This window comes from Pseudoalteromonas maricaloris, from assembly GCF_024746855.1.
GTDB lineage: Bacteria > Pseudomonadota > Gammaproteobacteria > Enterobacterales > Alteromonadaceae > Pseudoalteromonas > Pseudoalteromonas maricaloris.
Window position 1 is genome coordinate 3,227,584 of the sequence record NZ_CP024625.1, and the last position, 18,462, is coordinate 3,246,045.

14 protein-coding genes are annotated in these 18,462 nt (G+C 42.6%); 6 read left to right on the forward strand and 8 right to left on the reverse strand.

Annotated features, from left to right (window positions below; all coding sequences use genetic code 11):
• Positions 1-15: 15 nt before the first annotated feature.
• The 3 genes from CTT31_RS14275 to sixA all read right to left on the reverse strand — a co-directional run bounded on the left by CTT31_RS14275 (position 16) and on the right by sixA (position 3,720).
• Entirely contained in the window at positions 16-315 is a 300-nt protein-coding gene (locus CTT31_RS14275) for a hypothetical protein (RefSeq protein ID WP_010374748.1), read from the reverse strand.
• Between the two features lie 83 nt (positions 316-398).
• Positions 399-2,702 carry a TonB-dependent receptor gene (locus CTT31_RS14280; RefSeq protein ID WP_260491480.1) on the reverse strand — a complete coding sequence of 768 codons (2,304 nt, stop codon included), beginning with the start codon at positions 2,700-2,702 and terminating at the stop codon, positions 399-401.
• A 556-nt stretch (positions 2,703-3,258) separates the two neighbouring features.
• On the reverse strand, positions 3,259-3,720 hold the full coding sequence (gene sixA / locus CTT31_RS14285; protein WP_211858453.1) for a phosphohistidine phosphatase SixA: 462 nt from the start codon (positions 3,718-3,720) through the stop codon (positions 3,259-3,261).
• A gap of 286 nt (positions 3,721-4,006) precedes the next feature.
• Between sixA and CTT31_RS14290 the strand changes: the two genes are divergently transcribed.
• The 4 genes from CTT31_RS14290 (at position 4,007) to CTT31_RS14305 (ending at position 11,553) form a co-directional block, all read left to right on the forward strand.
• Positions 4,007-6,676 carry an insulinase family protein gene (locus tag CTT31_RS14290; RefSeq protein WP_260491481.1) on the forward strand — a complete coding sequence of 890 codons (2,670 nt, stop codon included), beginning with the start codon at positions 4,007-4,009 and terminating at the stop codon, positions 6,674-6,676.
• Positions 6,677-6,940: 264 nt separating this feature from the next.
• Entirely contained in the window at positions 6,941-9,178 is a 2,238-nt protein-coding gene (locus CTT31_RS14295; protein WP_039493874.1) for a putative bifunctional diguanylate cyclase/phosphodiesterase, read from the forward strand.
• An 822-nt stretch (positions 9,179-10,000) separates the two neighbouring features.
• Complete coding sequence (locus tag CTT31_RS14300) at positions 10,001-10,396, forward strand: MmcQ/YjbR family DNA-binding protein (RefSeq protein WP_260491482.1); 396 nt, start codon at positions 10,001-10,003, stop codon at positions 10,394-10,396.
• A gap of 146 nt (positions 10,397-10,542) precedes the next feature.
• The gene (locus tag CTT31_RS14305) at positions 10,543-11,553 is read left to right on the forward strand and encodes an ATP-dependent 6-phosphofructokinase (protein ID WP_260491483.1); all 1,011 of its coding nucleotides are present in this window, start codon (positions 10,543-10,545) and stop codon (positions 11,551-11,553) included.
• Positions 11,554-11,611: 58 nt separating this feature from the next.
• Here CTT31_RS14305 and nhaD read toward each other — a convergent pair whose 3' ends face one another.
• Positions 11,612-13,060, reverse strand: coding sequence for a sodium:proton antiporter NhaD (gene nhaD, locus CTT31_RS14310; protein WP_260491484.1), 1,449 nt, complete (start codon positions 13,058-13,060; stop codon positions 11,612-11,614).
• A gap of 146 nt (positions 13,061-13,206) precedes the next feature.
• Here nhaD and CTT31_RS14315 point away from each other — a divergent pair, with 146 nt between their 5' ends.
• A complete protein-coding gene (locus CTT31_RS14315) occupies positions 13,207-13,896 on the forward strand; it encodes a 2OG-Fe(II) oxygenase family protein (protein WP_039493880.1) in 690 nt (229 codons plus the stop codon).
• A gap of 37 nt (positions 13,897-13,933) precedes the next feature.
• Here the strand turns inward: CTT31_RS14315 and CTT31_RS14320 are convergent, their stop codons facing one another.
• The gene (locus CTT31_RS14320; RefSeq protein ID WP_260491485.1) at positions 13,934-14,869 is read right to left on the reverse strand and encodes a polyprenyl-phosphate transporter; all 936 of its coding nucleotides are present in this window, start codon (positions 14,867-14,869) and stop codon (positions 13,934-13,936) included.
• A gap of 120 nt (positions 14,870-14,989) precedes the next feature.
• Here CTT31_RS14320 and CTT31_RS14325 point away from each other — a divergent pair, with 120 nt between their 5' ends.
• Positions 14,990-15,835, forward strand: coding sequence for an alpha/beta hydrolase family protein (locus CTT31_RS14325; RefSeq protein WP_260491486.1), 846 nt, complete (start codon positions 14,990-14,992; stop codon positions 15,833-15,835).
• Positions 15,836-15,844: 9 nt separating this feature from the next.
• Here CTT31_RS14325 and djlA read toward each other — a convergent pair whose 3' ends face one another.
• Genes djlA through CTT31_RS14340 form a run of 3 tightly spaced genes read right to left on the reverse strand, consistent with a single transcriptional unit; the run spans position 15,845 to position 18,376 of the window.
• On the reverse strand, positions 15,845-16,690 hold the full coding sequence (gene djlA / locus CTT31_RS14330) for a co-chaperone DjlA (RefSeq protein WP_239980957.1): 846 nt from the start codon (positions 16,688-16,690) through the stop codon (positions 15,845-15,847).
• Positions 16,680-17,372 carry an N-acetylmuramate alpha-1-phosphate uridylyltransferase MurU gene (murU, locus tag CTT31_RS14335; protein ID WP_045987745.1) on the reverse strand — a complete coding sequence of 231 codons (693 nt, stop codon included), beginning with the start codon at positions 17,370-17,372 and terminating at the stop codon, positions 16,680-16,682. The genes djlA and murU overlap by 11 nt, the downstream gene beginning before the upstream one ends.
• Positions 17,373-17,380: 8 nt before the next feature.
• Complete coding sequence (locus tag CTT31_RS14340; protein ID WP_211858459.1) at positions 17,381-18,376, reverse strand: aminoglycoside phosphotransferase family protein; 996 nt, start codon at positions 18,374-18,376, stop codon at positions 17,381-17,383.
• Positions 18,377-18,462: the final 86 nt, after the last annotated feature.

Genomic DNA, 18,462 nt, shown 5'->3' on the forward strand with positions numbered 1-18,462 from the left:
ATTTGGTTGTATTAATTAACCGTTGATCCCTGCTGGTGGCTCAGCAGTGGCTTCTTCACCGCTATCAACTTCAACTAATGTATAGCCTCGTGGCTGTCTAATCACTTTTAGAATTGGCTTATCGAAAGCTGACTTCAGTCTATCTGCATCCGCTTGCAACTCTTCCATCGAACGACCAAAAGGTGCAGCACCCGTTTCAGACCAATTCGTTACCTTACCATTTAAGTTATATTCCACTTCATGGATTTGATATAAAGCCGCTTCGTCTTTTGTTGCTTCACAATATATCACTCGATAATTCCAAAAACCTGACATATCCACTCCTAACATAAAAATTTCATTAAAAAGCCCGCTTAATGCGGGCTTTAGTTACTCTATTATAATCACTGTAGCGTGAATTAGAAGAATTTCACTTTGAATTCAGCACCAATGAAGCGCGCTTCATTTAGCATACCGGTGTTGTTATTGAAATCTACACCACCGATAACCACTTGCTCGTCAAATAGGTTACGAACAAAAGCTGACACTTCATATTCGTTATCGCCTTCAGACCACATATAACCAGCACGAAGACCTGTTTCAAACAACGCTTCACCTTCAAATTCTACTGATTTGTATAAGAAGAAGTCTACTTCACTACGGTAAGACATATCACCATATACAAAGAACTCGCCGCCTTCTAACTCTTTCGTGTAGCGAAGTGTTGCGTTTGCGATCCACTCAGGAGCGTGAGGCAAGCTGTTACCGTCCAAAATTGCTCGAGCTTCTGGACCGTTCGCCCCCTCAACCATATAGGTCGGATCCGTCACGGTACACTGCGCGCAAACCGCTACTGCTAAGTTTTTATCTTCCAACTCAGTTTTGTTATAGCTTAGGTTAAAGGTTGCATTTAGCTCATCCGTTAACACCCATTCGGTATCAAGTTCGAAACCATAACCGGTTGTTTTATCAGCATTCACTAAGCGGTTGAAGTTTGAGCCGCCACCTACAGCCGTTAGCTGTTGGTCATCCATCTGATAGTAGAATACTGTCGCGTTTACACGACCTTGACCATCAAGTACGTCTGACTTAATACCTGCTTCAATTGAGTTGGTAGTTTCTGACTTAGCAACAGTCACTTCATCACCGAACAAAATACGGCCTTGAACACTTGGAGCACGGAAACCGTTAGCTACGCGACCAAACAAGTTTACGTCATCAGTTAGCTTATAAGTAGCACTTAAGTCCCAGCTGACGTGGCTATCGCTTGGGTTAGCGGTACCATCAAGTACGTCTGGAGAGCCGTTCCAAGGTGTTGGGTTTTTAGTACGCTTGGCGTAAAACTCTTTCTCATCGTCAGAATAACGCAAACCTGCTGTTACTTTTAAATCATCAGATACGGTGTAATCAAAAGAGCCGAATACCGCCCATGCTGATGTATCTTGATCTTGGTAAGCATAACCATTTTGTGCACCGTACTGACCAAGGCCAGCATCAAATGCAAATGTATCAAAGCTGTAGCTTTCAATCATGAGATCTTCTTCAAATAAGAAGATACCTACCTGATAGTTGTAATCGCCAGAGAAGTTGCTAGATAAACGAAGCTCTTGCGTGTACTGATTATGCTCAGGAATAACGTCAGCTGTTTCAGAAGCAAATGGAATGATACCTGGGCCTTGGAAACCAAGGAAGTCAGCACCGTAACCACCGTCAACGTCTGCACGAGAATAGATTTCAGCACTTTCCCAAGCAGTAATTGACGTTACAGTATGCTCAGGTAAGTCCCATTCAAGCTTTAGACTCAAACCTTGAGTTTCAACCTGTTGCGTCGAACGAGAGGCCGCATCGTGGTATACCACATCGTTGTCATACAATGGGTTAATGTTATTTGTGCCAGCTTCAATTAAATTTGCGCGAAATGCAATTGGGCGACCATCTAAATCACGGTAGTGGTAGTTAAGTAGGCCGTTAAAATCATCGCCTTCATATAGGAATTGAACACGAACGGCTTGCTCGCTGTAACCACCTAGAGAGTCTTCTTTCTCGAAGCCTGGCGCTTTTACATCGATATAGTCTTCTTGTTCCTGCCACAATGCAGAAATACGTGTTGATACACGCTCAGTTACTGAGCCGCCTACTGCGCCTTCAAAGTCTACCGCGCCGCGGCTACCATAAGAAACAGCAGCATAGCCATCAAACTCTTGGCTTGGTCTAACTGTGTCAAATTTAACAAGACCTGCTGGCGTGTTACGACCGAATAGCGTGCCCTGAGGACCACGTAATACTTCAATACGTGCAATATCGAATACAGGGAAGCCTTTTAGAATAGGGTTTTCTTGAACCACTTCATCAACAACCAAAGATACAGGTTGAGAAGCATTTAGATCGAAGTCTGTGTTACCTAATCCACGTACGTAAAAACGTGGGAAAGTACGACCAAACGAAGATTCTACCGATAAACTTGGGATCTTCGCATTCATAAAGCGAATGTCCATACCCGCTGAGCTGTAAGCATTCAAGTTATCACCTTGAAGCGCTGAAACAGACACAGGTACTTCCTGCGCGTTTTCAACACGTTTACGTGCGGTGATTTGAATAACTTCTAGTTGATTTTTTTTGGCTTGCTCTTCTTCAGCAAGTGCAGAAAATGAAGTACCTGCCACAGCAGAGAACAACGTAGCATTAATAAGGGTAGCTAACGTAGATCTTTTCATTGCTTTCATGTTGGTTTTCGACCTTTTAGTGCACTCTTTGTTCAACGGTTTAAAATTTGGGCGCCGTTTCACTTGGCGTGAACGTTCAATTTTTCGCGATTTGAATATAATAACGCGGACCTTACAGTCGAGAGTGCGATACAACTTTGTAAGGCTGAACGAGACGGCGATAATTATAGCAGGTAATTTCTACTTTGCTTTATAAACCGAACTAAAAAATCAATTTTTTTGCAACTTTCAGCGACGTTAGCTGACAGTTCACAACATTTAGCAACAAAAAACACAAAAAAGCGGACAATTGTCCTTTAAACTTAATGGTATATAAGTTCCATAAAACCATATTTACCGATAACAGAACCATAACACAGTGGTCGAAACTGTGCAGGTTACCTAAACAATACAAATTTGCGCCCAAACAAACGTATTGGCCATATCGGAAACCATGATTGCAATGCCAATGATATGACACTGGTGTAATGATAAAGTTCAAACAAAATTAAAAAGAGGACATTAGACCGATTAAAGGGAAGTTTTAGCCTTTCTATGCCAATTATGAATAAAAGGCTTAAGGTAACTGCATCGATGTGAATTCGGCGCGGCCAGTCTGTTCATTGTATTCAATTATAGCTACCGCGGCAGTCGAGAAGATAGGCATTGTATCCGGGCACAAACGGTCTACCAAGTAACTAACTATTGGCATATGTGCGACTAAAATCCAGGTTTGGTGTGTTGGATACATAGAGATAAGTGTTTCTAAATAATCAATAGCTGTGTGTGCTGATCCACTCGGTACTATGTCTGAACAGGTTTCAACAAATTTAGGAGTTTGAAGTGCAAGCACTTGCTCCGCGGTTTGTTGTGCTCTGATGAAGGGACTCACAAGTGCTGCGTCTATCTCAAAATATTGTTTCAACCATTCACCTACATCCTTGGCTTGTTGTAATCCTTGTTCGGTTAAATTTCTGCTTGCATCGTCGGCTTGCATGGGTTCAGCTTCACCATGACGCATTATCAAGATAGTCTTCATACTGTTCAGCACCTTCTGTTTATATCACCCTACATATATGCAGACTTATGCGTGATGAGATCCACGTTTAACCTACTGTCGCTAATGGCCTTTCCCTTCTGCGCCACTCACACTCGGGATCTTATACTTGCTGACTACTCACATATGCAGCTTGGTATTATTTTCTTCTAAACCGGTAGCTATCTCACTGGTTTGTTCGCTATATTAAAACAAATGAAGGATTAACATGAAATGAAATTCTAATTACCTTCAGTTATCTTTTAACTAATTTATCGGCAGCAGCATATTGAAACTGAGTAATAATGATAGTCGGCAGTACCAATTACTAACACTGGACAATGGTCTTAGAGTCTTGTTGATCAATGACGATTCAACTGCTAAGTGCGCCGTATCATTAACAGTTAATGTCGGCCACTTTGACGACCCCGAAACGCGTCAAGGGATGGCGCACTTTCTGGAGCATATGCTATTCCTTGGTACTGCAGAGCACCCTGATTCGGGTGGCTTTTCGCAATTTATTAGTCAGTATGGTGGCCAGAGCAATGCGTGGACCGGTACCGAGCACTCGAGCTATTACTTTGATTGCGACGCCGAACAACTAGACGAAGCGTTAGAACGCTTTAGCCAATTTTTTGTGTCTCCACTGCTGAGCGAGAGCGATACTGAAAAAGAGCGTGAAGCCATCGATGCCGAGTTTAAGATGAAAATCAAAGATGATGGCCGTCGCATCTATCAAGTTCATAAAGAAACTATCAATCCTCAGCATCCTTTTGCCAAGTTCTCTGTTGGTACCCGAGACACTCTCGCAGATCGTAATGGTAATATTGCCAGTGAATTACGAGCGTTTTTCAATCAATACTATCAGGCCCAATGGATGACTTTGGTGATAGCTGCACCACAACCGCTGGCTACACTTGCGACCTTTTGCTCACCTTTTACAAAAATTGTTGGCAGCAAAGCGCAAAAGCCAGCGATCCAAGCGCCTATGTACCGAGAGCAAGACCTACAGCTAGAACTGCAAATAAAGCCTAGAAAACATATGCAAAAACTTATTGTCAGTTTTGCTATGCCCAACCCTACAGATTTATACCGCCATAAAAGTGTGAGCTTTTTAGCCCATTTGTTAGGGTATGAAGGTAAAGGCTCTCTGTATTCTATCCTCAAGTCACAAGGTTGGATCAATGCCCTGTCGGCTGGCGGTGGGATCACGGGTAGTAATTTCAGAGATTTTAATATCAGCTTTGCACTTACCGATGAAGGGATTGAATACTATGAAGACATCGTGGAAATGCTGTTCGAGTACATAGCACTAATTAAGCAAAATACTGCTGCACTACCACGCCTTTATCAAGATAAAAGCACTTTACTAGATATCGCGTTCGATAACCAAGAAGTCGGCCGCATGTTAGACTGGGTAAATTCAATCAGCGTGAATATGCACCACTATGAGGAAGAAGATTTTCTCTATGGTGATTATCGCATGGATGGCTTTTCTCAAGAGCAGCACGAAAAACTACTGATGCATTTGTGTCCTACCAATATGCGCCTTGTGCTTATCCACCCTCATGTGGAGGTTAATAAAAAGGCCAAGTGGTACAACACGCCATACAGTGTCTCGCCAATAGCCAAAGATTGGATTGAGTCGCTCTATAATGTGCATATGCCTTTGCCACAAATGTCGTTGCCACTAATTAATCCATATCTTAGCGCGAAGAATCCACTTCATGATGTAGAGAGTGAACAGGATACGCCGATCCGTCTAGCTGATCAGCCTGGATTTGAATTTTGGTTTAAGCAGGATTTGACTTTTAGAGTCACCAAAGGGCATTTTTATCTCGAAATAGATTCCGCCCCGTCCGTCACCTGTCACAAGCATATGGCACTCTCTCGCCTGTTTGCCGATCTCTTTATGGATGCGGTCGCTGAGCGTTTTTATAGCGCAGAATTAGCCGGCCTTAGTTATCATATTAATTCCCATCAAGGTGGCTTAACACTTCACACCGCAGGGCTTACTGGTAATCAAATCACCTTGGTTTTAGAGCTAGTCGAGGCGCTACTGAATCAACCAATCCATGCAGCTCGCTTTGCGGAATATAAAAAGCAACTTATCCGCCATTGGAAGAATCACAATAAGAATAAGCCTGTTAGCGAACTGTTTAGCCGACTTGGTGCCCATTTGATGCCCTGGAACCCAAGTCCTGAAGACTTAGCCGGCGCACTTAAAAGTGCCAGTTTTAACGAATTTCAACTATTTCGAAAGCAGTTTTTTTCAGCCATTCATGTCAAAGCTTTCATGCATGGCAACTGGCAACTAAAACATGCTGAAAAATTAAAAACATCAGTGCACGGGCTATTTTCAAGTAGCGAAATTTTAGAAGATTTGAAACGTCCCTTAAACGAGTTGACGAAACTAACGGAACAACATATCGAACGCGAAGGCAGTGATTATGCCTTCATTGAATATTTTCAATCACGTACCGATTCCGTTAAAGAAAAAGTCACCATGATGGCGATTAATAATCTCATTAATCAAGATTATTTTGAGCAATTAAGAACAAAGGAACAACTTGGTTATTTAGTTGGCGCAGGGTATGCACCATTCAATACACGTGCAGGTATCGCTTTTTATATTCAATCTCCCAACTTTGATAGTGAACACCTACTTGCACGGCACAATCAATTTCTTAAGCAGTTTGCCAAACAATTGCATCAGCTCGATGAAGTGAGTTGGCAACGTTCGAAAGAAAGCTTGTTACTACATATATCGGAGCAAGACAAAAATCTAAGGCTAAGGGCGCAGCGTTTGTGGATTTCAATTACCAATGACTTCCACCAGTTTGATATGCAACAAAGATTAATCCAAGCTTTGGCCAACTTGGAATTAGAAGACATCCTTACTTATATAGATAAGATGTTAGAGCCAAATGCTCCACGACTGATTTTAAAGTGTAATTAGTGTTTTAGTGTAAGCAAGGAGTGCTTATCAAACCTTTGAATGACTAATAAGACTTTTCTCACCTAGTCCATTAATTTGAGAGCTAATCAAAGTTCAAAAAATACGCAGCCATACTCGTTAGAACAATGAATTTCATCTGAAACTTTGTTTCGCTGTTGTGAAAAACCGCAATTAACCTGAATTTCCCCTTAATCAACGTTTTCCTTTTGACTACTACAATGGCTTGATTTAGATTAGAGATTGCAGTTATGAATTACGCATTATATGAGCCTAAAAATAAAAACAATAACAATCAATGCACTACTTTTATCACTGACTCCGCATGTAATTTACGCCAGTGACGCAAGTGTATTAACAGGTGCCCAGTTAGCTTGGCTCGTACCATGCGTGATTGCTCTGCTCAGCATTCCCTACTTAGTTTGGTCAAATCACCAACTCAAAAAGTCCACTCTTCAACTTAAGCATTCAGAACAACGATTTAAAAGTACCATTGAAGGCAGTGGCGATACACTATGGGACTGGAATATTCAATCAGGTGAGATTGTTCGGATCAACGATAAATACGGCATGAACTCTGCGAAGCCTGGCAGCGTCATCCCCAACCAGCATAGGATCCATCCACAAGACCTATTAATCGTTGAAAAGCTGATGAAACAGCACTTCGCAGAAAAGACACCATTCTTTGAAGCAAGCTATCGTATTAAAGATGAACTAGGCCAGTATCACTGGGTGTTAGACCGAGGCAAAATTATCGAGAAAGATGCCAACCTTAACCCCCTAAGAATGACAGGTACGGTTCGCGACATTAGTCACTTCAAGAGTACCGAGGAAAGGCTAAATCTGTTTGCAAAATGTGTTGAATCTCTTACTGACGCGATCGCAATTTATGACCGACACTATAATTTGGTCGATCTCAATCCGAGTTACCTTAAATTATTTGGTGGCCAACGAGAACATTATCTAAATAAACATTTTAGCTTACCAGGTTATGACAATAAGTTTGTTGCTCAGGTAAAGGCTCAGCTTAAACAAACAGAGCATTGGCAAGAAGAACTCAAACTTCGTAATGCGGCAGACGTACTCTTACCAATCGAAATTACGATTGATGAAATTAAAAATAACCACGGTCAGATCAGTAACTATGTGGTTGTTTATTCTGATTTAACTGAGCGTAAAAAGGCAGAGTCTCAACTCCACAATTTATCTAATCGCGATCGTACAACAGGTCTTCCCAATCGCAACTTGTTCTTTACCAACTTACAAAAGTTGTCATTACAAGGGACACACCATGCGCTACTTGTCTTTGACTTAGATAACTTTAAAAAGATCAACGATTCGCTAGGCCACCAGTTAGGTGATACGCTACTTGCGAAACTGGCAATGCGGCTAAATAAACTAGCTCGCCAACAAGATACCTTCTACCGACTAGGTGGTGACGAATTTGCGCTGGTGATTTCAGGCACCAATGATATTCACACTATTACACGTACAGCAAAACAATTTCTAGCGGCGATTGCGACTCCTTTTAAAATTGCTAATCACGAGTTAGTGATCACCTCTTCTGTTGGAATTGTACTGTGCCCTGAAGATGGTAAGTCTCCTGAAAGTCTGCTGAAAAATGCAGATACGGCTATGTATCATGCCAAGCAAAAGGGTAACCATTATTTATTCTTTAATGATTCCATGAACGAGCAAGCGGTTAAGCGTCTGCAAATTGAAAACTTAATGCGCTATGGCCTCAAAGAAGATCACTTTGTTGTCTACTATCAGCCAAAAATGAATATTAAAACCGGTGAACTGGTTGGCATGGAAGCGCTAGTCCGTTTCATTACCCCAAAAAAGGGGGTGATAAGTCCTGGTGTATTCATCCCTATCGCAGAAGAAACCGGACAGATCATCGAAATTGGTGAAGTCGTTTTAGACAAAGCATGCCGTGATGTAAAGCGCTGGATTGATAAAGGACTGTTCAATGGCAGAGTTGCGGTTAATTTATCAGCAAAACAGTTTAGCTTGCCGGATCTAACCACTCGTATCGACATTATCTTGCAAAAAAATCAACTTCCTTCTTATTTTCTTGAGTTAGAAATCACAGAAGGAACGGTGATGGACGATCCAAAAGAAGCAATTTCGATAATGCGCTCACTTAGTGCTAGAGGAATACACTTAGCCATGGATGACTTTGGTACTGGCTATTCGTCACTGGCTTATCTCAAGCAATTTCCGCTAAATACACTCAAGGTCGATAAAGCATTTATCGATGATATGGGTAACGAGCGCGGTAGAAACATGGTTGACTCTATTGTCACTATCGCACATAACTTAGATCTTCACGTTGTTGCGGAAGGGGTTGAAAATGAAGAACAACTCAATATTTTAGAGCAGCTAAACTGCCAAACAGTTCAGGGCTATTACTATTCAAAACCGCTTTCAAGCAGTGAATTTGAACAATTTTTAAAGCAACACACCCCGAGTGAAAAGCCAAACCTACAGCTCGTGCAATAGCCTAGTTTCATTTGACCTAACCACTTTACGCTTTCCAACTAACTAAATTTGCGCAGCGACGCATCCACGCTCTACGATAGTGCACTCGAAACAGAATTAACGCCGCGGGGCCTGTTACTACGGCCAAACTTAACCAGCGTTTTCTTGGCATTCCAGTCCATAGAGTTTGAAGATACATTACCATCGCACATAAAGCTGAAACTATTCCAAAAGCCACTGATACTCCTCGGGTTTTTAATTCAATAAGAAAACTAAAACATTCTTTATTAGGAAAGAAACATCACATTTCGATGCTATTTACTAATGCGGCCGATGAGTCTACACAACGTTTAATATTTAATCAATGAAGAAATTATTGTTGCATATTTTTGTATTATTTAATTTAATAGCGGACTGTTTAGAGGTATAGCATTGCACAAGGGATGTTATGCCGTAACTTTTCCTAATTTGGGAAACAGAGACAAGTGGGAAATTTTTTACGGTCAACTGGCAATGATTTCCTAGCTTAGTCCACTTAGGTTATGAGTGTATTTTTAGCATAATTTGTGAAGCCAACTTAGTCCTTAACTGGAAATTAAAAGTTAGCTTTTCTAATATTGTAGACGACTGAAATTTTAGTGCTTTTACACACTGTACTTATTTTAATCGTCAACTGTGAGTTAAACCGATATAAAACGGTCAGTTATTCAATAATTGTCTGCGTTATAACGCCATAGTATAGACTTTCTGATAGTTTTTACTGATAGACGATTACAGTATTATCACAAGAGCTGCTAAACTTACTCTCATGTAGTATTAACTGTTACTTCAAGGACACGGGCTATGGATCAGAAAAGCGTACATGAATATTTGCAGGCCAAGCCTGCAACCTTTATCACTAAGCCTTTTGCGCAAGACGTAGATGTGTACAAAGTTCAGCATAAAATGTTTGCAACTCTAACTGAGGGGAAAGAGGGGCAAGTAGATGAAAATGGTGAACCTGTTTGGTGGTTAAATGTAAAATGCGACCCTGACGAAGCATTATTGCTTAGAGACAAGTATTTGTCTGTTGTGCCTGGTTATCACATGAATAAGCGTCTTTGGAACACAGTCATCTTAGATGGCACTATTCCAGAAGACGAAATAAAGAAAATGATCGATGATTCTTATCAAATCGTCGTAGATAACCTACCGACCGCACAACGTGAAGAACTTGCTAGCAAAGTCACGCAACGTTAATTAAAACGGCATTTAGGTAGACCTAAATGCCGTTTTACCTTTCTATATCCTCGCATTTAATCTCTATCTTTAATGTCGATCAACTTGTCTTCAAATCACTCTGGTAGTATACAAAAAGAATAACCAAGCGATAATAGAGTGGCGACATGACGAAAAGGATAGCAGTACTGACAAGTGGCGGCGATGCGCCCGGTATGAACTCAGCGATTAGGGCTATCACGTTAAGTGCCTTGAGATCTGGATTTCAGTGCTTTGGCTTTTTTCATGGTTACAATGGCCTAATTAATCAAGAGTACACCGAGCTAAGTGCGGTTTCCGTCACCGATATCACCCAACTTGGTGGCACAATTCTAAAAAGTGCCCGCTGCCCTGCGATGCTAGAACCCGCTGGCGTGCTGCAAGCAGCAAATGCTCTGAGAAAGCTCCATATTGACGTACTTATTGTGATTGGTGGTGACGGCTCGTTTAGGGGAATGCAGGCGCTGGCAGCTCACTGGCAAGGTCAGCTAATTGGTATTCCCGGTACTATAGATAACGACCTTTCAGGGTGTGACAACACCATTGGTTTTTCCACAGCCATCAATACTGCCACCTCCGCAATAGATAAAATCCGCGATACCGCAAATGCCTTTGAGCGAGTTTTTATCACCGAGGTGATGGGTCGTCATAACGGACATATTGCTTACCATGTAGGTATTGCGACAGGTGCTGAGGCTATCATTTCATTTGAAAACTGCACGGCAGAGCATACCTCTCAGGTCTTAGCTCATGTCAAAAATGCCATCGAGCAGCAACATCAACACGGTAGCTTTTTGATAATACTGGCCGAGAATTTATGGCCAGGCGGCGCTCAAGCGCTTAAAACAGAGTTAAATAGCAATGCCGATATCAATTGCGCACTTTGCGTGTTAGGGCATATTCAACGAGGTGGGGCACCATCTGTTGAAGATAGAATGCTCGCCACGGAATTAGGGGTAGCGGCCGTGGAAGTGGTTAATGGCAGCATCAAAGCAAACACTGAAGTTGCGACGCCTGTTATGGTAGGAAAAATACATGGTGCTATTGTAATTACTGAAGTCGAGAAAGTGCTGAATATGGATAAACCAGTATCACAGGAATGGGTGCAACGATATCAGTACTACCTCGCCGAGCAATAAAGACAGTGAGAGTGAAGCGCATATTGATTATTCACTCTCACTACACTTTGGGTAAGCGCTAGCCAAACACGCTAAAAGCAGATTCGTTAAGCCACAGGTGACATAAAATACTTGCGATATAACCAAGCAAAATCACGGGTGCCCATTTTAAGTGCCCCATAAAAGTATAATAACCTCTAGCTTGCCCCATGAGCGCAACACCTGCCGCCGAGCCAATAGAAAGTAAACTCCCCCCTACTCCAGCCGTAAGCGTGATCAACAACCAATGGCCATGTGACATTTCAGGTTGCATCGACAGCACCGCAAACATCACAGGAATATTATCGATGACCGCGGAAATAATCCCTAAGAATACGTTGGCATACGTTGCAGACCATTCACCATATAATATCTCTGACATTAAACTTAAATAACCGAGAAACCCAAGGCCACCAACACACATAACAATACCGTAGAAGAATAATAAGGTATCCCACTCAGCGCGTGAAACTTTGCTAAAGACATCAAATGGCACAACACTTCCTAACTTCTCAAGACGCTCTTGATCCCCTTCTCTTTCCGCCATCGCTCGCTTGCGTGCTAATGACCCCGGTAATGTCATTCTTAGAAAGTAACCAAAAAACTGTAGGTAACCGAGGCCCATCATCATGCCAAGGACCGGTGGTAAATGCAGCAAACTATGTGAGAGCACAGCGGTTGCGACAGTCAGTAGGAACAAAGTTAAAATTCTTAAAGCGCCGCGTTTAAGCTCTACTCTTTCGTAAACTGCACTGGGCTTTCTATCCGCCACAAAATAACTCATTACGAGTGCTGGTACGATGTAATTGACCAGTGAAGGAACAAATAGCGCTAAAAATTCACTGAAATGTACCATACCGGCTTGCCATACCATCAAAGTGGTAATGTCACCAAAGGGACTGAATGCACCGCCAGCATTGGCTGCTATCACGATATTGATACAGCTTAGATTGATAAACTCTTTGTCACCATCAGCCACCTTCATCACCACGGCACACATTAGTAAGGCTGTTGTTAGGTTGTCTGCGATTGGAGAGATAAAAAAGGATAAGAACCCAGTGATCCAAAATAGATTCTTATAGCTAAAATCCTTTTGGATCATCCACGCTCGTAGCGCATCAAAAAGGCGGCGCTCCTCTAGTGCGTTGATATAAGTCATCGCAACGAGCAAGAACAACATCAACTCCGCAAATTCTAACAAATTATGCCGAAATGCGTGCTCGGTAACATCGGGTTGCCCCTGATTGACGTAATACGCGCCAATCATGAGCCAAATGATGCCTGCCGCCACAAGCACTGGCTTTGATTTTCGCATATGGAGTTTTTCTTCGAGCATTACAAGTGCGTATGCTAAAACGAAGACAACAATACAAACCAAGCCGAGTGTCGAGCTGGTAAGATCTAAGGTGCCTTGAGCCGCCAAGGCTGGTGATGGGATCACGGATATGACCCATGCGCAACAGAATAGCAGTAGTCCATTGATTTTCATTTTTTTGCCTATCGATGAGTGCAGAGGGATGGCATTTCAGCCAAACTCACTTTAGCATAGATAAAAAGTAATCAGCATTGGACTGAAGTCTAAGGCATCCTGTTTACAGTATTACAAACAGGCCCATACATCAGCAGTAGGTATATATGCTTCAACTTTCGCAGCAACAACAAATTGAATTACAGCAAAAATTGAGCAACGATGGCTTTGCACGGATTGAAAATATTCTAGACGATACAAACGCTCAACAACTACATGAGTGTCTCTGTAACCTAGACTACCAGCTCGCACTGTTTCATAACGGGGCAGCAAAATCAGTCAAAGACAGTGATATTCTTGCCTTAACACCGCAAGAGCAGCAAGCCTTGCTCGAAGATATACATAGCTATGCATCACGTGGGGTTGGTTTTATGTATGGCCGCCACTCCATAGAATCGACGAGCCCTGAGGCTCTGAAAAAACTCTACAATAACCTCAATAGTAGCGCTGTACAGTCCTGCTTTTCCGCTATCTCTGGACAGAACATAATCCGTACCTCTGCCCAAGCAACACGATTTATTGGTGGTCAGTATTTAACTCGACATAATGACATTGTTGAAGCTGAGGGCCGGGTTTATGCCTATGTACTCAGCCTAAGCAAAAGTTGGCACCCTGACTGGGGCGGGCTACTGCAGTTTTTTGAACGTGATGGCACACCCACTAAAAGTTATGCACCTAAGTTTAATTCATTGGTGGTTTTTGATGTAAGTAAAATTCATTCTGTGACTTACGTCGCACCATTCGCAAAAGCGCCGCGACTTTCTGTAACGGGGTGGTTTAGAACAATAGACACGTAAGCTCAACGCGTGTCTATTGTTCTAGGTGTCTATTTTATTAATATTTTTCGCTTATCTTTTCAATGGTTAAGATCAGCGCAAGGCCTGCGATGGCAAGCGCAATACATGCCAGCGTATTTGGATCTTGACCGTATAGCGTACTATATTGCGCTGGCAAAATATTGGCCTGACTCAATGGCTTTTCGATACCACTGGAATTCACGTAAGTCGTAAGCACTTGTTTCCAAGGCCACAATAAATTAAGCGAGCCAAGTAAAAAACCAGCTAGTAGCGAAAACGTTACTTGTTGATAGTGCGCCAATAGCCAGCTGAGTAGGCGCGAAAACGACATTAACCCCACAACACAACCTAGTAAGAATAAACTCACTAAGCCAAGTTCAAGCTGGTTCACCGCACTGAGCACATGGCCATACATACCCAATAACAGTAGGATAAAGCTCCCTGAGATCCCAGGTAAGATCATCGCGCAAATGGCGATAGCACCGGAGATAAAAAACATCCAATGAGATGCTTGCGCTTCAGCTGGTGAAAGAGAAGTAATAGCAAAGGCTACGATAGCTCCAACTGCGCAGGCAATAATATTTTGGCCGTTCCACTGAGAGACCTGTTTTGCAACATAGATAAAAGAAGCGACGATAAGACCAAAGAAAAATGACCATACCAGTGTTTGGTGTGCTTCCAATAAATAAGTGATCACCTTCGCCAAAGACGCTGCACTGATGAGCAAACCAGAAAATACCGCCAGTAAAAAGCTACCATCAATGTACTGCCAAGTTGCTTTTAGGCCGTCACGACGCAAAGTGCTCAAAGCCTGTAAGTTCACACTTTTGATGGCATTTAAAAAACGTGCATAGATACCGGTAATAAAAGCGATAGTACCGCCGGAAACGCCAGGGACAACATCCGCAGCCCCCATTCCGGCCCCTTTTAAAAACATAAAGAGATAGTCTCGTTTGCTATCTTTATACTGCACAAATTTCTCCTTTCATTTCCACTGCCGAGCAGTTTAACTTAAAACGCTAAAAAATAGCGACAGCTAAAGCTTTCGCTTAACTGGTCGATAACCAATTATGATATTTTACGCGCTTGTACCATGATCATCAGAACGCTTTTATTACTTGTTACCGCTTTACCCGCGACGACTTTTGCTGCAGAACATATTGATGCAGCACCACTTGGTTCTCTTTATCAGCAAGACGCTAATCGCTTCTACGAGCCATCGCAACTGATAAAGCTGGAAAGCGAAAACGAAAGCTTTTATGTATTTCATCAAGAATATATGGCAGCTGCTCGTGAAGGCATCGTGATCTTATTACCAGACATGCAAACTCCGCCCCTCAATAACAGCGGCATAAGCTTTCTTGCAAAACGCTTAAGCGATGATGGCTACGACACGTATACCCTTACTCCGCCGGACCTTTCTTATGCACCGAGTCTGCTAGAGCAAGACATCGCGCTCCCCGATGCTGAAAAACCGGCTCAGCAAACGCTTGCACCCATTTCAGAATCTAATCTCGACGAATATAAAATGGCCTTGATCAGCCGCTTTGAGGTGCTTTATAACACCCTGTCCATGACTCAAACAGAAAAGTTGGTGGTTGTCGCATTTGGTAATAGCGCAGGCTTATTCGGTGAGCACTTAGCCACCCTGCCCAATCTACGTATCGATGCCTTTGCCGTTGTTAGCCCACAACTACCTAATGCAACGCGGCAAAAGCACTTAGCATCCAACCTTTCTCTGATAAGCCCTGCTTTACTGGATGTTTACTACAGTTTTGACAACCCTATTGTGGTCGACAATACGTCGGACAGAGCCCGCTGGGCGAGAAAAAACAGTAAATTTGATTATCGCCAACGGGAGCTTTTTGGAGAAAAAACCGATCCACTCCAACATCAAAGGCTCAGAAAGGAATTACTCGGTTTTTTACGCGTCTTATAGTGTTTCAAGTTAGCTCTTTTTTAAATATTCATAGGCAGACTGAATATCTTGGCTTTTGCGCTTTGCCACTTCCATCATATGCTTAGGTAATCCCTGAGACACCAATTTGTCAGGGTGATGCTGCGACATCAGTTTGCGGTAAGCTTTTTTGATTTCACGCTCATTCGCCCCTTCACTCAATCCCAGTACAGCCAATGCTTTAGCACGGTTTAAACCGTTATCTTGTGGTGTTGATTGACGGCCACCTTGTTGCTGGTGTTGATGTTGCGATCTCCCCGACGCCTGAGAGCGACGAAACTCAAATTCTGCTTGGTAACGCTTTAGCAGGAACAAAAAGTGGGTTTCTGCGAAACCTAAATACTTGCTCACCTGTTTAAGTAAGGCCTTCTCCGCATCGGACACATGACCATCACAAAACGCCATTTGAATTTGAATTTCTAAAAACAGCTGCCTCAAGTCATAGCGTCTAGCAAAAGCTTCTTTAAAATCGGTAACCGCTTCTTTTATCGAAAAGTCGCTGCTTTTTCCCGCAGTAAACGCATGTTGCGCTTCTTTTCGCTCTTCACCCTGCAAGCCCATTTCGCTCATAAACGCAGACGCAGCTTGAATGTGGATTTCGCTGACTCGACCATTAGACTTGGCGATATGTCCCATCACAGAAAAACAGCTGGAAAAGAACAAGGCTTGGCGCTCATGCAGATCTTCACCTTTCATGAAACCTTGAAAGCCACCGACTTTATCAAAATCCTGACGCAAACTTTTATCAAATAAATGGCCGAGATAAAAACCTAAAATAGCGCCTAACCAACGACCAAATAAAAAGCCGAAAATTGTGCCTAATAATTTACCCCACATCGCTATACCCTAACTTTTCGTTGATCATTTTTAGTCGCTCTGGCGTGCCAATGTCGTCCCACGCGCCCAAATATAGTTCAGTAGAAACTTTATGCTGCTCAAGCCCACTGCGCAGCAACGGCCCTAGTTTTATAAAGCCAGCCCCAAGCTCGGCAAAAAAACTTTGGTGATATTTGCCAATGCCAGACAAGGTATACTTTTGCTGATTGAGCGGCTGATGGGCAAGGCAAAAATCACCTTCAGGATTATGTTCGGGATTTTCTACCAACACAATGTGCGCCTCGCAATGACCCTCTGCTGTGCTACCGAGCTGTAACTGCATTAGACTGCTGACATCATAGTCAGTAAAAATATCGCCATTGAGTACAATAAAGCTATCATCCTGTTCACATAACATCGGCAATGCTTGAATGATTCCACCTGCTGTTTCTAATCCACCTTCAGGCTCATCGCTGTACTCAATATTGACACCGAAGTGAATGCCATTGCCGAAATAGTCTTTTATCACCTGACCTTGCCATGCAAGATTTATCACAATATCGCAGATCCCAGCCGCTTTTAAACGCTCGATATGATGCTCAAGTAGTGGTTTTCCTGCGACGTTAAGCATAGGTTTTGGTTGGTTCGCGGTCAGTGGCATCATGCGTTTACCACGACCAGCAGATAAAATTATCGCTTTCATTGTTACTTCTATTTAGTGCCTAATTTGGCCTGCGCTTGAGGCATTATGTCATTCTCCAGCCAGCTTGCAAGCCACTGAAATTCTTTATACTTATTCGCCACTTCAACAAGGTAGCGTAAGGTTGGCAAAATATTTTCTAAGTACCCGCCTTTGCCGTCTCGCTGCAATAGGCGAGTAAAAATCCCGGCAGCTTTAAGGTGCCTTTGCATCCCCGTTAAGTCAAAGTAATGTTGGTAGGTGCTAAAATCCATATCGCCTAATAAATTTGCCGCTTTTAAGCAATCAAAGCTATGTTGCTGAAGCTCGGTGAACTCATGTGCATCAAGGCGAGTATAACAATCTCGCAACAAAGAAACCGCATCATAAGTGACAGGTCCTTGTACCGCATCCTGATAATCAATGAGATACCACTGAGACTGATGACATATCAGGTTGCGACTATGAAAGTCTCGATGCATCGTAACCTGCGGCTGGCGAGTCATCGCATCGACGAGCTTCAACTTCACATTATGCCACTGCACTTGTTGATATTCGGTGGGTGTTAAACCAAGCCATTTTGTTACAAGCCACTCGTAAAAGATATTAAGTTCCATATCAACGAACTCAGCATCATAGGGCTTCATCCATTTACTCTTTGGTGTTTTGGCTATTTCTGGAATAAGCGCTATCAACGCACGATAATCCTCTAGCCGAGAAGGCAATGCTAACCTATCGGCCAAATGCTTAGAGCCTAAATCTTGTAACAGTAACAGCCCTTGTTCTTCATTACTCGCAAGGATTTGTGGCACATTAAGGCCTTGCTCTGCAAACACCGTATTTAAACCGATAAAAGGGGCATTATCGAGTTTATCGACTGGTGTTTCCATTAAGATCCACGACATCGTTTGTCGCTTGACGCGATAATAACGGCGGAAACTGGCATCCGAGGTGATAGCCTCACACGTAAAATCGTCGCTATGTATTGCTTGCTGTATAAACTCGACGCGCTGGTTTTGACTATTCATGGATTAACTATTACACCTTCTACTTGTAAATATTTAAATGCTACTGTATTTCCGACAGTTTTCATTTATCATGATGAGCTTATTAT

Excerpts from the sequence above, each read along its gene's own strand:
- CTT31_RS14275 (WP_010374748.1), bottom strand. The coding sequence starts at position 315 with ATGTCAGGTTTTTGGAATTATCGAGTGATATATTGTGAAGCAACAAAA.
- CTT31_RS14280 (WP_260491480.1), bottom strand. The coding sequence starts at position 2,702 with ATGAAAGCAATGAAAAGATCTACGTTAGCTACCCTTATTAATGCTACG.
- sixA (WP_211858453.1), bottom strand. The coding sequence starts at position 3,720 with ATGAAGACTATCTTGATAATGCGTCATGGTGAAGCTGAACCCATGCAA.
- CTT31_RS14295 (WP_039493874.1), top strand. The coding sequence starts at position 6,941 with ATGAGCCTAAAAATAAAAACAATAACAATCAATGCACTACTTTTATCA.
- CTT31_RS14300 (WP_260491482.1), top strand. The coding sequence starts at position 10,001 with ATGGATCAGAAAAGCGTACATGAATATTTGCAGGCCAAGCCTGCAACC.
- CTT31_RS14305 (WP_260491483.1), top strand. The coding sequence starts at position 10,543 with ATGACGAAAAGGATAGCAGTACTGACAAGTGGCGGCGATGCGCCCGGT.
- nhaD (WP_260491484.1), bottom strand. The coding sequence starts at position 13,060 with ATGAAAATCAATGGACTACTGCTATTCTGTTGCGCATGGGTCATATCC.
- CTT31_RS14315 (WP_039493880.1), top strand. The coding sequence starts at position 13,207 with ATGCTTCAACTTTCGCAGCAACAACAAATTGAATTACAGCAAAAATTG.
- CTT31_RS14325 (WP_260491486.1), top strand. The coding sequence starts at position 14,990 with ATGATCATCAGAACGCTTTTATTACTTGTTACCGCTTTACCCGCGACG.
- djlA (WP_239980957.1), bottom strand. The coding sequence starts at position 16,690 with ATGTGGGGTAAATTATTAGGCACAATTTTCGGCTTTTTATTTGGTCGT.
- murU (WP_045987745.1), bottom strand. The coding sequence starts at position 17,372 with ATGAAAGCGATAATTTTATCTGCTGGTCGTGGTAAACGCATGATGCCA.
- CTT31_RS14340 (WP_211858459.1), bottom strand. The coding sequence starts at position 18,376 with ATGAATAGTCAAAACCAGCGCGTCGAGTTTATACAGCAAGCAATACAT.